Origin of the sequence: Methyloprofundus sp. (genome assembly GCF_965251085.1) — a bacterium.
In the GTDB taxonomy this organism is placed as follows: Bacteria; Pseudomonadota; Gammaproteobacteria; order Methylococcales; family Methylomonadaceae; genus Methyloprofundus.
In genome coordinates, this window is sequence record NZ_OZ252594.1 from 2,943,130 (window position 1) to 2,956,530 (window position 13,401).

Sequence of the window (13,401 nt, forward strand, 5' to 3'; positions counted from 1 at the left end):
GGGTTCTTGCTGCTGGAAGGCGGGTGATATTGTGTGTCATGATTTATGGGTAATAGGCAGTCCTAGCTGGCTACCAATGCTACGCGCGACACTTTTTAACATGGCTTCAGTTGCAGTTTGACGGCTACGACCCGTTTTTGGTTTTACCTGTTGCGCTGACATTTCAGCCATTTTCTGTGCTTTTTGTTTAAGCATTTCATAGGCCGATTCCCTATCGATATCCTGATCGTATCGATCTTTATAGGGTGAACGTCCCATGCTTTCGGTACGCTCAGCTTCTGTCAATGCACCAATTTGCGATTCAGGAGGACGAATCATTACACGCTCAACCGGTGTTGGGCTACCGTCTTTGTTTAATACTGAGACCAAAGCTTCACCCGTTTTCAGTTCTTTTATTACTTGCTCAGTATCCAGCTCTGGGTTATTACGAAAAGTGTCTGCGACCGCTTTAATGACTTTACGATCCTTGGGTGTGTAAGCGCGCAATGCATGCTGAATTTTTAAGCCTAATTGCCCTAAAACATCTTCAGGAATATCCATCGGGCTCTGGCTGATAAAATAAATCCCCACGCCTTTGGAACGGATCAAGCGCACAATCTGTTCGATTTTATCTACCAATACGCGTGGCGCTCGGTCAAATAACAAATGCGCTTCATCAAAAAATAAAACCAGCTTAGGCTGCTCTGCATCGCCCACTTCGGGTAAAGTTTCAAACAAATCAGAGAGCAGCCATAATAAAAAAGCGGCATACAGACGTGGCGATTTGGAGGTTAAATCAGTGGCATCGAGAATGCTTATTACACCATTTCCGGAAAAATCAGTGCGTTGAAAGTCATCAATTTTAATGGCGGGTTCACCAAAAAACTCACTGGCTCCCTGTTCATCCAAAACCAATAAACGGCGCTGAATTGCGCCGATACTGGCTGAAGAAATGTTGCCATATTCCGATTTTAAAGTTTTGGAGTTTTCTCCCATCCAGTTAAGCATGGCACGCAAATCTTTTAGATCCAGCAATAACATGCCCTGATCATCAGCGATTTTAAAACAGCTATATAAAACTCCAGACTGGGTATCATTCAGTTCCAGCAAACTTGCAAGCAACAAAGGCCCCATATCGGAAATAGTGGCGCGAACAGGATGTCCCTTGTGCGCAAATATATCCCAAAATACCGTCGGATTGGCACGAAACTGAAAATCATCAATTCTGATTTGCTGCACGCGTTCAGTGATCTTTTCATGTGCCTGCCCTGCTTTGGCAACACCCGATAAATCACCTTTGATATCCGCCATAAATACCGGCACCCCCAGGCGGGAATACCCTTCAGCCAAAATCTGCAGGGTGACTGTCTTACCTGTCCCAGTTGCACCAGAGATCATGCCATGTCGATTCCCCATGGCAGCATCCATTATGATTTGTGTCTTGTCATTTGCACCAATTAATATTTCCTGCATAGTCTTCCCTTTTGCCTAGCGTTGTTGTTCGCTAACTGTATACTAAAAGACCTGAATAAAAAAGCCTATTAGTAATACCAGAAAACCACCTATTTCTGCGGTCATCAAACTCAGCATGATTATCTTATCTGCTCCTGGGTCTTCAGAATCACGCAACTGATTATCCGTGGTATTGTGTATACCTAACTTGATATAGTGAAAGATAGCAATTGCAAAAAATAACAAAGGCGCTATCGTTGCAATAACACTGACCCAGACTGCAAATGGACTAAAAAAGGCGAAGACTGCAATTAATATTGCCGCAAAGGAATATAACAATGACGCTCGATGAGCAATATCAACATAATAAGGTGCTTGAAATTGCTCACTGTGCAGCATACAGTAAAATTTCCAACACCCGGTTATTAAAGCCGTCATAAAAAATAATCCGGCACATGCTATTGCGATAATTACAGCTGTTTGATTTAGTATAGAATCCATGATTTTCTCCTGATAGTTGGTTAAGTATGCGCTACCGGCTGGCTCAAGCCTGCCCTACACATAAGGTTTAACAAAACCATTGTAATCATGACTGCTAATAAAAAATTGTATAAACTGGCTGCCCCTGCATCTCAATACTTTTTTCGTCCTAACCTTTTTATCTGGCCAACCCGTACTTTATTTTTTGGCCCCATACAAAAGTTAGCGCTTCATTCTATGGGCTCAATAGCCATTAACATAGGATTGTATAAGCCCTTTTATATCAGAACCTTAACAGGAAATTCCAAGCTCTGCCGTTGCGCTATTATTCCAGCAGGCTGTCAGCATGAAATAATAGCCGACGGGAATATTGTCGCTAGCTTGATTGTTGAAAAAATTTCTACGGATTTCATACATTTCAAGAAACGTTTTCCAGTCAGGGATGCAGTGCTTACCGAACTGTTCGATTTCGCGCTGGTCGATTGTTTTCAGAAAATTTATGAAGATAAGCCAAGTAAAGTAGAAATTGAGCAGATGCTCGATCAGCTATTAGGTACCAGTGAAAAAACATCTATCACTGCAGATCCGCGTATTTTCAAAGCAATGAAAATCATTCAACGGGAGCCCGACAGCCCAATTAGTCAGGAAGAGTTAGCGGCTACTGTTGGGCTATCAGCTTCCCGGTTTAGGCATCTGTTTCGTGAGCATTCTGATATACCATACCGACGCTATAGAATGTGGCGTCGTACCCTTGCAGCAATGTCCAGCTTGCACAAAGTGGATAATTTAACTTATGCCGCCATGGAGGGCGGCTTTACCGATTCGGCACATTTTAATCACTGTTTTCAGGGTATATTCGGTGTGCGGCCATCACTGGTTTTTAAGAACCTTGATAGGTTTGAAGTATCAGCGCGTACCGGAAGTTGACGCACTCAAGCAACACTGTAATTAGCCCATAAGATGGATTCACTATTGGGCAGAACTTCTACGCTATGTTCTGCTGCATTCGCAACTTCTAGGCAAATAAAGCTCTTATAATCATCGCTTTTTAAGTCCTTCATTGCCATCGCACCTTCAACCCAAGGATTCCAAACCACTACATTTTTATTTCCTGAAGAACTGATTTTGATCTTACGTTTAAAGGCGGGATCATCAAGAATCAGCTGCTGTTTTTTAGCGTTATGAATATGATCAGTTGCTTCTGTGATCTTGATTACACCACTCTGCTGGAACTTATCATAACCCGTATTTTTATCTAGATATTCAGTATTTTCCAGACCCGAAATCACAATTTTCCTTGCATCACCGACATTAAAATAGGCATGAAAAGCTTCTGTGATAGCAAAAGCTTGATCGCCTGTATTCCGCGTTAATAACTGCAAAGAAAGCGAATCAGAGACAAGGATTTCTAAAATCAGTTGAAAACTATAGGGCCAGAGTTCTCTAGTTGCTGGCGTAACTTTGAATTCAAGTACTATTTTTGTATCGCCATTTCCTAATATTTCAGCAGCAGCTACAGACCAATAATCGGTACGCACAAAACCATGGTCCGGCTTCTTTACCTGAATTGAATTTTCATTGTCAGCGGCCGCACCAAACCAGGGCCAGCATATGGGCACACCACCTTTAGCCGCTTTACCTTCAGCGAAATAAGCATTCTCGCTAATAAACATAATATCTTCAGTCTGAGTAACAGGCTTAAAAGATAAAACCTGACCTGCATAAACGGAAATTAAAGCTGAAGCTTTATCGTTATTAACCTGAATACAAGGCAGCCCGCCTTTTCCTTCGCTGAATACTATTTTATTTTCTATACCAAAATCGGTATTTAATTGTTGAATATTAATTGTATTTCTCTTATTTTATAAGTTAAGGGCACCTCTATAAATTTCAGTCTGAGCAGGTATGCGTTTAAAATGCTTAAGAACAAAGCGAAGATCGTAGTTAATAGCAAGCTATTAACAAGGTTTTCAACGTAGTTATCGAATATTTTAAGCGTATAGATGCCGATCATGAATTAATAGAAGTGCCCTTAAAGCTATACTTTATTATTGGCGGGTAATTATACTTGTGATGTCTGAATAAAGTCGTAAATTATTTGCTTAAGTCGTTTGCGGTGTATACTCTTCAAGTGCCTCTGGACACTCCTCAATGTAGAGCGGTGCTTTAGCCCGTAGGCATTGCGCAATCGGCGGGCTAAAGCACCGCCCTACTTTTTTCTGAATCGCTTATATTACGGGATATTTTATGACCCTATTAAACTTTACATGGTTGTCTCGATTATTCATCGCCTGTCTGTTATGTCTTAGCAGTCTTGGCGCTAATGCAGAAACCAGAATTGCCATACTGGACTTTGAACTAAAAGATTTAACCTTGATTCCGCGAACTTCTGCTGAGCTTGAAAGAACTGCATCCATAAGGCCCCTGCTGGAAGCAGAGCTAAAAAAAGCAGATTATGTGATTATTAATATTCCTCTTATCGACCAAAAAACTGCTAGTGGAGGTGTGGGTTATTTATTTGATCATCATGATATTGCTGCCAATCTGGCTAAACAATACGAAGCTGACTATGTACTGGTGGGACGATTGCATAAACCCAGCTTTTTATTTGCCTATTTAATGGGCCACTTAATCCGCGTTAGCGATGCCAAGCTAGTGGGAAATTACGTTTCCGAAGCGAAAGGCCCAAATAAAAAGCTGACGATTAAAACAGTAGAAAACCTGACTGTCAAAATTGATAAGACGCTTGATCAGCGATATAAGCCGCCATCAAAGCATCGGCCAGATTAAATGTAGCTACAAGGTTAGGCTATAGTCCAGAATAACCCTTGCTCTGCTGGACACAAAGTTGCATTACAATCTAATGGCCATCAACATCGGAAAAACTGGCATATTCTGTTAGTAAATCATAAAAACATCTTCCTCCAGCTCTTCATTCACCTCTCTACAACGTGCAATTAAATGCTGTAAAATATTTTTATAAATAGTGTTTTCAATGCGCAAATCAGCCCCAATAATCTGCTAAAAATCTTCTGTAGCCAAGAAAAATATTTTTGTTCTCGCTAAACCTAAAAACCGCAGTTAAACGCTAAAAAACACATAGAGCCATGCATTTTAATTATTCCACGATTTAGCAAAAACTGAGTTCATGGCACTCTTACTTAAAATCATATTATTTTCAGCCCAAATTGCACATGATCCTATGATTCCAACCTTATTTTTACTCGATGCTTAGTCTTCATTAATGAAGCATGGGGGACATATAACAAATCAGCAATCTTTCGCACCAGATATTCTTCATGCATATCTAGGTCACCATCAACAAAAGCAACTTTCCATAGCGATTCAATTAATTCGATTTTCTGATCCAGATTGTATGACTTATTAATAAGCGAGGTAAACTGATAGTAATCAACAGCTTCCTTTCTTTGCAATTCTGCCAGATCAAACAAAGTAGTTGCTTGTTCCAATGTTAAGGAAAAACTCTGCTGTACCAATGATAAAACAGTCTCCTGTTCGATGGCTTCAATTTTATCATCCATAGTCACCATTTCTAATAACAAGGCAGCACTAGCAATTTGTAGTTGCTCTGCTGATGTTTCTTCAGGTGCAGGAAGCTTTATATGTTCATCAAAGAACAATTTAATTTGATTTAACATGCGTATTTTTGTTTTATTAAAAAATTATTGTTGAAGTATACTTCGCATCCGTGACCACGCGAAGTATATTATTCCCTCAACATATTATCACTTTGTCTGACCTTAGGGAGATGGAAAGAAATAATCATCCAAACGAAGTAAGCTTGTGTCTCAATAATTTATAATAATGAATTCTGAATTTATTCTCACACTAGGCAGATAAGCTTGTTGATATTAACAGATAGCATTATAGGTTGGATTATAAATACAGCCCATCGTTTAAAAGGCTCGGTACGTCGTATATTCATGGCTGAAACGGTGGAGCTACTAGGCTCAGGTGGTGCAAGTATTGCTGAAGAAAAACTAGGATGGAATAGAGGCACTATCCGAAAAGGACAATATGAACTTGAAACTCAGCCCATAGAAGATAATTTTTCAGCGAGAGGGCGTAATAAAAGTGAAGAGCATTTTCCTCATCTACTTGATGACATAAAAAAAATTGCTGAACCGGAGTGTCAAACGGATCCCTCTTTTAATTCCTGTCGATTATATACCCGGCTAACGGCTAAAGAAGTTAGAAAACGTTTACTGGAGATTGATTATTACGATGAAAAAACATTACCTTGCTCAAAAACTATCAATACAAAATTAAATGACCTGAGTTACCATCCAAAAAAGGTACAAAAAACAAAGCCTCATAAGAAAATCAAGGAAACGGATGCAATTTTTGAACAAGTTCATTCAGTCAATGGAATGGCAGATATCAACCCAAAAGAGATTCGTATATCAATTGATGCCAAAGCAAGAATGAATATAGGAAATTTTTCACGGGGAGGACGAAATCGGGTTTTAACAAAAGCAGAGGATCATGATTTAGATGTTAAGGAAAAGTTAACTCCTTTTGGTTTTTATCTGCCTGAACATGATGATTTTTTCCTTTTCTTTACAGCAGGCTATGCCAGCAGTGATTTCATCGTTGACCGATTGGAAGAAATTTGGCCAGAAATTCAAGAAAAATATGGAGTAGATATTCTGACAATTAACGCTGACAATGGTATGGAGAACAGTAGCTCCAGAACTCAGTTTATAAAAAGGCTTGTGGAGTTTGCTGAAAAAAGCAACATAAAGATAAAACTGGCCTACTACCCTCCTTATCATAGTAAATATAACCCAATTGAACGAGTATGGGGAGCCTATGAAAATCATATTAGTGGCGACATAATGGATACAGTTGAAACAACTTTAAAATTTGCCAAAAGTATGACCTACAATGGCAAAGCACCTATTGTTAAATTAACAGAAAAAATATATGAAACAGGAGTAAAGGTAGGTAAAAAAGCAATGAAGACGTATTATCAGTTTGTTGACCGAATGCCATCGTTGGAGAAATGGTTTTTGACCATTTCTCCTGGTTGTTCTGGATGATTATTTCTTTCCATCTCCCTTAGTGCTACACCTCCCACAAACAAGCCTAAGTTACTATTGAAATAAACTTGAAGGGTAGCAACTGATACCTTTTCATCCACACCTAATACAGCATTGAAACAGAATAGAGTCTTTACATATTTCCTCTACAGAACTCATTCAATGCAAGGTATACTTAAACACATCGTAAATTGACACTGTAAAAAAAATGCCTGTTGATATTTTAATTGCCTTAATCCTTACTACCGTTATTCAGTCTTTGTTCGGGGTTGGCATCCTGTTATTTGGCACACCTCTATTGCTGTTACTGGGCTATGATTTCAGCTACACCCTTTCTGTATTGCTGCCTATTTCTATCGCCATAAATATGTTGCAGGTTGTAAAGCATTACCAATACATCAATTTTGATCTGTATAAAAATATCCTCCTGTACTGTATTCCTTTTATTATTTTCTTCCTGTTTATTATTACCCATATAGAAGTGAATATTGGCCTGTTAATCGGCTTGTTTTTAATTTATGTGGCGCTGAAAAATTTCTACCCGCGTATTGAACAGTCGTTAAGAACCATGATTCAGCATGAAAAATTATATTTAATGATAATGGGCATCGTGCATGGTATTACTAATTTAGGCGGCTCACTGCTTACCGCTTTAGTTCACGAACAAGGCCATTCTAAAAATATTACCCGCGTGACTATCGCTGTTTGTTATGCAACTTTCGCGGTATTTCAATTGCTCACTCTGTTTATTATTGGCTATGAAAGCAGCATGTCTTATAGCGATAATATGATGTTACTGCAAATCTCGGTCGTGGTATTTTTATTTACTGAAGAATTTCTTTACACGCAAATCGATAATCAAAAATATACTCATTTATTTGCAATTTTTCTGGCTATTTCAGGAATTTTGTTAATACTCAAGTCATTTAACTCTTAACCATATAATAATAAAGGAAAAATAATGAACGATTTTCTTAAGCGTATTGCCAATTACTTTCTTATTGGTGTCTTTGCATTTATCCCGATTGTGGTTGTCCTGCAAATTGTGTTATTTATGAAAGAGTTTATATCTGGCACGTTTCAGTTTGTTTATGGCTATTGGGATAATTATTTAATTACCATTTTTATTTTTGTTTTCAGCTTTTATTTGTTTGTTTATGTGGGTTATCGTTTATCGATGGTCGGGGGTTCCTGGATCATTCGCTTAATCGATAATATTGTTAACCGAATTCCTTTATTAAATTCGATCTATAGGGTGATCAAAAAAATCGTTACCCTATTCACCGGGCATGGACAAAAAGAAGCGCGTGAAGTGGTGTATACCGAATACCCCAAAAATGATGTTTGGGTGCCTGCTTATGTGACTAACAAAGTTGATGATATGTATATACTCTTTATCCCGACTTCGCCAAACCCGACTTCAGGTTTTACCGTGATAGTGCATGAGTCAAAAATAGTTAAATCAAAAATGAATATCGAAGAAGCTACCAGCTTTATTATCAGTGTCGGCGTTGATTTTAACCATATTGATAATTTACAAACCCTGAAACCAAAATAAGCGAGTTTAGGCAACGTTGTGGATACTATAGAAACCATCAGTTTAAGCAACCTTGCCCTGGCTTTAATTCCTGCTTTACTAGTTTTATTGATCTTTGCACGCTGGTCATTAAATGTTGTGCACCCGGTCTACGCGTTAATGCGCATGCTAACCCAGCTTGCTCTGGTCGGCTATGCATTAGCCTTTATTTTTGCTGCTGAAAATAGCCATATTATTTTGCTGGTTTTATGCATAATGTGTTTTGCATCTAGCTGGATTGCATTAAGTACCGTCAAAGAATTACGCCTAACACTCTATAAATATGCTTTTCTGGCCATCACTATAGGTGGAGGCTTTACCCTATTATTAATTACCCAGGGTACTTTACATTTAACCCCCTGGTTTGCGCCGCATTATATGGTACCTATTGCCGGAATGGTGTTTGCTAATTCCATGAACAGTGTCAGCCTCTCTGCCGAGCGCTTACATTCTGAACTACTCAATAAACATAGCTATATAGAAGCACGAAACATTGCTTTTCAAGCGGCCATGATACCGGTGATTAATTCTCTGTTTGCGGTGGGTTTAGTTTCTTTACCGGGGATGATGACAGGACAGATACTTTCTGGAATTTCACCTTTTATTGCCGCACGCTATCAGATTATGGTGATGGCTATGATTTTTGGCTCTTCTGGCTTATCAACTGCGCTATATCTAAGTTTTGTTAAATATTCTTATGCACGGCACTTTTCATGAGCTTTAAAGCCGCCTCGACGTATTCCCATTCTTCGGCAATTAAGTTGCAGCTGATCAAGCACCAGCGAATACTACGCATTGTACAAGCAGCAAGCCCTAAGCAATTACGAGCACATATTAAAGATTGTGTTATTAATAATAACAGTTTAATGATTTACGTTAATTCAGCGGCCTGGGCATCACAATTACGCTTTTGTGTTGTGCAAATACAACAGGCGGTCAATGCTCAGAGCAATGAACGCATTAACAAGACCCGGGTCAGAGTGTTAAGCCCCGAACCCTTTAAAATAGCTGAGCAAGAGACTAAAGTGTTTCCCTCGGAAGAGAACATAAATCTGCTTCGGGATAATGCCGAATCACTAACGGAAGGAAAATTAAAAGACGCTTTATTAGGATTAAGCAAAGCGTTAAAAAAACATAATCGCTAAAACATATCTAGCGTAAAACGGGCTGTGGTCCGCTAAGAAATGTAGTCATTGCGGACTAAAGTCCTCTCTACTTTGCACACCCGCAGCTATTATAGAAGTTGTTAGTTATTCGCCCGCACGACTTTCTGCTGAACGCATAAAAGGAATCGGCGCATCTTCGTCATTTTCAAAAGCAACTTTTTCCCAGGCATCCGTATCTGCCATCAGCGCTCTTAATAGTTGATTATTTAAACCATGCCCTGATTTATAACCTTGATACTCGCCTATCAAGCTGTGGCCTAGCAAATACAAATCACCAATAGCATCCAGCATTTTGTGTTTTACGAATTCATCGGCATAACGCAAACCGCCTTCGTTGAGTATTTTGTCATCATCAATCACAATCGCATTATCCAGACTTCCGCCCAAAGCCAGGTTGTTCTCTCTTAAAAACTCGATGTCTTTCATAAAACCAAAAGTACGCGCACGACTGACTTCTCTAACAAAGGTAGTAGAAGAAAAATCCATACTTGCGGTTTTGACATTTTCAGCAAAAGCCGGGTGCTCAAAATCTATCGTAAAGGTTACCTTAAATCCGTCCATAGGTAAAAAAGCAGCCCATTTGTCACCATCAGTGACTTTAACTTCATGTTTGATTCTAATATATTCCTTCGGTGCGTCTTGTTCCTTAACGCCAGCAGATTGAATTAAAAATACGAAAGGACCTGCACTACCATCCATAATAGGCACTTCTGCAGCTGTCACATCAATAAGTGCATTATCGATTCCTAAGCCAGCCATGGCAGATAGCAAATGTTCAATCGTTGATATTTTTACTTTACCTTTTACCAGTGTCGTGGACAGATTAGTCTCTCCCACATTATGCGGAATGGCATCAATGGTTACTGGTTCATCTAGATCAATTCTTCTAAATTTAATTCCTGTATTAATATCAGCTGGATGTAAAGTCAGGTAAATTTTATTGCCTGTATGCAAGCCAACGCCTGTTGCCCTGATGGTATTTTTCAATGTTCTTTGCTTAATCATTTACTATGCCTGAGTCCAATCTGTCTGCTATCAAATTTGGCAAAGTATACCACATCCGCTTAAACTACGGAGCTAGCTCTAGCCCTGCTTACTAACAAATTTACACGCCTGTTCCCTGCAACTACTCTAAGTTGAAGTTTTGCCTTAATCTTTGCGTTGAAATAAAGCGCATTAGCCTGAGGCAAAGGCTATGCGCTTGATTTATTTAACTGAACTTAGTCAGCCTGGCGCCTTAAAAAAGCGGGAATATCTAAATAATCCATATCCGCTGTATTATTTTTTGGCTGTACGCCAAATCGAGTTTCTTTACTATCCTGCTTTTGATTACGTGTAATTGTGGGTGTGTCTAATCTATCATAATCATTTCCCGACGCAGCCATAGGGGGAACAATTTGAATAGGCGCGCTCACTGTTTTTTGCGAACCGCCCATACCCGTTGCAACCACAGTAACTTTGATTTCATCACCCAGGCTTTCATCGATCGCTGTACCGATTTTTATGATGGCTTCATCCGAGGCAAAAGCATGCACAATATTTCCCACTTCATCGAACTCGGAAATACCCATATCTGCAGCAGAAATATTCACTAATATTCCACGCGCGCCCTGAAGGTTTATATCTTCCAGCAATGGACAAGCAATGGCTTTTTCTGCGGCGACACGTGCTCTGTTTTCACCACTGGCAATACCCGTACCCATAATCGCCGCCCCCATACTCGACATAACCGTTTTAACATCGGCAAAATCAACATTGATCATACCCGGGCTAGTGATTAGCTCAGTGATTCCCTGTACCGCATCCAGTAATACATCATTCGCCGCTGCAAATGCCTTTTTCATTGAGACATTAGCGCCAAGCACAGGCAATAGCTTTTGATTGGGGATAATAATCAATGAATCTACATGTTTCTCTAAATCTTTAATACCTGCTTCAGCAACCAACATTTTCTTTTTACCTTCAAAATCAAATGGCTTGGTTACCACAGCTACCGTCAGAATATTTAATTCTTTGGCTATTTCCGCAATAACCGGAATTGCGCCTGTTCCCGTACCACCGCCCATACCAGCAGTAAGAAACAACATATTCGCACCTTCTAGTACATCGCGAATAATATCTTTATTCTCTTCGGCTGCTTCTCTACCTACTTCAGGATTAGTACCTGCGCCTAAACCCTGGGTCAATTCGGCACCTAATTGAATCACCGTATCCACTTCCAGTCGGCGCAAAGCCTGTGCATCAGTATTCGCACAAACAAATTCAACACCTTCAATACTGCTATTAACCATATGGTCCACTGCATTACCGCCACCGCCACCAACGCCAATCACCTTAATGACTGCGTTTTCCAAACCTAAATCCATTAACTCATATTTCATAACCCTCGCCTCATGCTTATTATTAAAAATTATTTTGAAACCAGGCTTTCATTCTTGCGAAAAGCCCTTCTCCCGTTTCTACCAAATGATCACCACTCGCCAAATGATCCCTTCCATATAACAACAACCCTACGCCCGTAGCATGTATCGGGTTTTGCACTACATCGGTCAACCCTATGACATGCTGCGGTATTCCTAAGCGTACTGGCATATGAAAAATCTCCTCTGCCAGATCCACTAAACCTATCACCTTCGAACTTCCTCCCGTTAATACTATCCCAGCAGTTATCAATCCCTCATAACCACTACGACGTAACTCTGCTTGCACTAGCAGCATCAATTCCTCGTAACGTGGCTCGATGATTTCTGCCAAATTTTGCTTGGATATATTACGTGAAGGTCGATCACCTATACTTGCCACTTCAATCATTTCATTAACATCAGCTAACTGAGTTAATGCACAGGCATGCTCACGTTTTATCTGCTCTGCATTCTGTGTCGGTGTACGTAACGCAACAGCCACATCGTTAGTCACCTGGTCTCCTGCAATAGGAATAACCGCAGTATGCTTAATTGCGCCTTGCGAAAATATGGCGATATCGGTCGTGCCGCCACCAATATCAATCAAACACACACCTAGTTCCTTTTCATCTTCAGTCAGTACCGATGAACATGATGCCAATTGTTCTAGTACGATATCATCGACCTCTAAATCACATCGGCGTATACATTTGATAATATTTTGTGCTGCACTGACACTGCCAGTTACCATATGAACTTTGGCTTCCAGACGTATACCTGACATGCCGATCGGCTCTTTTATACCGGCTTGTAAATCAATAATGAATTCTTGCGGCAAAATATGGATAATCTTTTGATCTGCTGGAATGGCAACTGCGCGCGCAGAATCGATCACCCGGTCTATATCGTATTGGGATACTTCCTTGTCTCTAATCGCGACTATGCCATGCGAGTTTAAACTTTTAATATGGCTACCCGCTATCCCGGCATAGACGGAAGTAATCTCACAGCCCGCCATTAATTCAGCTTCTTCAACAGCACGCTGAATTGAATTTACCGTTGATTCCAGGTTAATTACCACGCCTTTTTTTAAGCCCCGCGAAGGCGTAGAACCTATACCGATCACCTCAACTTCGCCATTCTCATTGACCTCGCCAACGATAGCCGCAACTTTAGATGTACCTATATCCAGTCCTACAATTACATTACGTTCTGTTTGTTTTGCCATTACATTTGCCTTTAAAGCTTTATAAGAATTAACTAAATACTTTGTTTAGTTGCAT

General features: G+C 39.9%; 14 protein-coding genes. 7 read left to right on the plus strand and 7 right to left on the minus strand.

All coding sequences use genetic code 11. The annotated features are described in order from the left end of the window. Window positions 1–36: 36 nt before the first annotated feature. Together ACQY3F_RS13680 and ACQY3F_RS13685 are read right to left on the minus strand one after the other, a co-directional pair. Window positions 37–1,452, minus strand: coding sequence for a helicase HerA-like domain-containing protein (locus ACQY3F_RS13680; protein ID WP_428355433.1), 1,416 nt, complete (start codon window positions 1,450–1,452; stop codon window positions 37–39). Between the two features lie 42 nt (window positions 1,453–1,494). Next, window positions 1,495–1,932, minus strand: coding sequence for a hypothetical protein (locus ACQY3F_RS13685; RefSeq protein WP_428355435.1), 438 nt, complete (start codon window positions 1,930–1,932; stop codon window positions 1,495–1,497). Window positions 1,933–2,292: 360 nt separating this feature from the next. Between ACQY3F_RS13685 and ACQY3F_RS13690 the strand changes: the two genes are divergently transcribed. After that, on the plus strand, window positions 2,293–2,838 hold the full coding sequence (locus ACQY3F_RS13690; protein WP_428355436.1) for a helix-turn-helix domain-containing protein: 546 nt from the start codon (window positions 2,293–2,295) through the stop codon (window positions 2,836–2,838). Between the two features lie 5 nt (window positions 2,839–2,843). Here ACQY3F_RS13690 and ACQY3F_RS13695 read toward each other — a convergent pair whose 3' ends face one another. Then, window positions 2,844–3,758, minus strand: coding sequence for a D-hexose-6-phosphate mutarotase (locus ACQY3F_RS13695; protein WP_428357693.1), 915 nt, complete (start codon window positions 3,756–3,758; stop codon window positions 2,844–2,846). Between the two features lie 400 nt (window positions 3,759–4,158). Between ACQY3F_RS13695 and ACQY3F_RS13700 the strand changes: the two genes are divergently transcribed. Then, the gene (locus tag ACQY3F_RS13700) at window positions 4,159–4,701 is read left to right on the plus strand and encodes a DUF2380 domain-containing protein (RefSeq protein WP_428355437.1); all 543 of its coding nucleotides are present in this window, start codon (window positions 4,159–4,161) and stop codon (window positions 4,699–4,701) included. Window positions 4,702–5,111: 410 nt separating this feature from the next. Here ACQY3F_RS13700 and ACQY3F_RS13705 read toward each other — a convergent pair whose 3' ends face one another. Then, complete coding sequence (locus ACQY3F_RS13705; RefSeq protein ID WP_428355438.1) at window positions 5,112–5,570, minus strand: TerB family tellurite resistance protein; 459 nt, start codon at window positions 5,568–5,570, stop codon at window positions 5,112–5,114. 207 nt (window positions 5,571–5,777) lie between these two features. On the opposite strand from ACQY3F_RS13705, the gene ACQY3F_RS13710 reads away from it, so the two are divergent. The 5 genes from ACQY3F_RS13710 (at window position 5,778) to ACQY3F_RS13730 (ending at window position 9,695) form a co-directional block, all read left to right on the plus strand. After that, on the plus strand, window positions 5,778–6,974 hold the full coding sequence (locus ACQY3F_RS13710) for an ISAzo13 family transposase (RefSeq protein WP_428352931.1): 1,197 nt from the start codon (window positions 5,778–5,780) through the stop codon (window positions 6,972–6,974). Between the two features lie 208 nt (window positions 6,975–7,182). Then, window positions 7,183–7,911, plus strand: a complete 729-nt coding sequence (locus ACQY3F_RS13715) for a TSUP family transporter (RefSeq protein ID WP_428355439.1) — start codon at window positions 7,183–7,185, stop codon at window positions 7,909–7,911. Window positions 7,912–7,935: 24 nt separating this feature from the next. Continuing rightward, entirely contained in the window at window positions 7,936–8,532 is a 597-nt protein-coding gene (locus tag ACQY3F_RS13720; RefSeq protein ID WP_428355441.1) for a DUF502 domain-containing protein, read from the plus strand. Between the two features lie 18 nt (window positions 8,533–8,550). Continuing rightward, window positions 8,551–9,267 (plus strand): ABC transporter permease, encoded by a 717-nt coding sequence (locus tag ACQY3F_RS13725; protein WP_428355442.1) that lies wholly within the window; start codon window positions 8,551–8,553, stop codon window positions 9,265–9,267. Further along, window positions 9,264–9,695, plus strand: coding sequence for a DciA family protein (locus tag ACQY3F_RS13730; protein WP_428355443.1), 432 nt, complete (start codon window positions 9,264–9,266; stop codon window positions 9,693–9,695). The genes ACQY3F_RS13725 and ACQY3F_RS13730 overlap by 4 nt, the downstream gene beginning before the upstream one ends. Before the next feature lie 105 nt (window positions 9,696–9,800). On the opposite strand, the gene lpxC is transcribed toward ACQY3F_RS13730, so the two are convergent. From lpxC to ftsA, 3 genes are all read right to left on the minus strand, one after another. Further along, the gene (gene lpxC, locus ACQY3F_RS13735; protein WP_428355444.1) at window positions 9,801–10,721 is read right to left on the minus strand and encodes a UDP-3-O-acyl-N-acetylglucosamine deacetylase; all 921 of its coding nucleotides are present in this window, start codon (window positions 10,719–10,721) and stop codon (window positions 9,801–9,803) included. Window positions 10,722–10,936: 215 nt separating this feature from the next. Continuing rightward, window positions 10,937–12,097 carry a cell division protein FtsZ gene (gene ftsZ / locus ACQY3F_RS13740; protein WP_428355445.1) on the minus strand — a complete coding sequence of 387 codons (1,161 nt, stop codon included), beginning with the start codon at window positions 12,095–12,097 and terminating at the stop codon, window positions 10,937–10,939. Between the two features lie 22 nt (window positions 12,098–12,119). Continuing rightward, on the minus strand, window positions 12,120–13,346 hold the full coding sequence (ftsA, locus tag ACQY3F_RS13745) for a cell division protein FtsA (RefSeq protein WP_428355446.1): 1,227 nt from the start codon (window positions 13,344–13,346) through the stop codon (window positions 12,120–12,122). Between the last annotated feature and the right edge of the window lie 55 nt (window positions 13,347–13,401).

Bases quoted from the DNA above. Each gene is read 5' to 3' on its own strand.
- ACQY3F_RS13680 (WP_428355433.1), bottom strand. From the start codon at position 1,452: ATGCAGGAAATATTAATTGGTGCAAATGACAAGACACAAATCATAATG.
- ACQY3F_RS13685 (WP_428355435.1), bottom strand. From the start codon at position 1,932: ATGGATTCTATACTAAATCAAACAGCTGTAATTATCGCAATAGCATGT.
- ACQY3F_RS13700 (WP_428355437.1), top strand. From the start codon at position 4,159: ATGACCCTATTAAACTTTACATGGTTGTCTCGATTATTCATCGCCTGT.
- ACQY3F_RS13705 (WP_428355438.1), bottom strand. From the start codon at position 5,570: ATGTTAAATCAAATTAAATTGTTCTTTGATGAACATATAAAGCTTCCT.
- ACQY3F_RS13715 (WP_428355439.1), top strand. From the start codon at position 7,183: ATGCCTGTTGATATTTTAATTGCCTTAATCCTTACTACCGTTATTCAG.
- ACQY3F_RS13720 (WP_428355441.1), top strand. From the start codon at position 7,936: ATGAACGATTTTCTTAAGCGTATTGCCAATTACTTTCTTATTGGTGTC.
- ACQY3F_RS13730 (WP_428355443.1), top strand. From the start codon at position 9,264: ATGAGCTTTAAAGCCGCCTCGACGTATTCCCATTCTTCGGCAATTAAG.
- lpxC (WP_428355444.1), bottom strand. From the start codon at position 10,721: ATGATTAAGCAAAGAACATTGAAAAATACCATCAGGGCAACAGGCGTT.
- ftsZ (WP_428355445.1), bottom strand. From the start codon at position 12,097: ATGAAATATGAGTTAATGGATTTAGGTTTGGAAAACGCAGTCATTAAG.
- ftsA (WP_428355446.1), bottom strand. From the start codon at position 13,346: ATGGCAAAACAAACAGAACGTAATGTAATTGTAGGACTGGATATAGGT.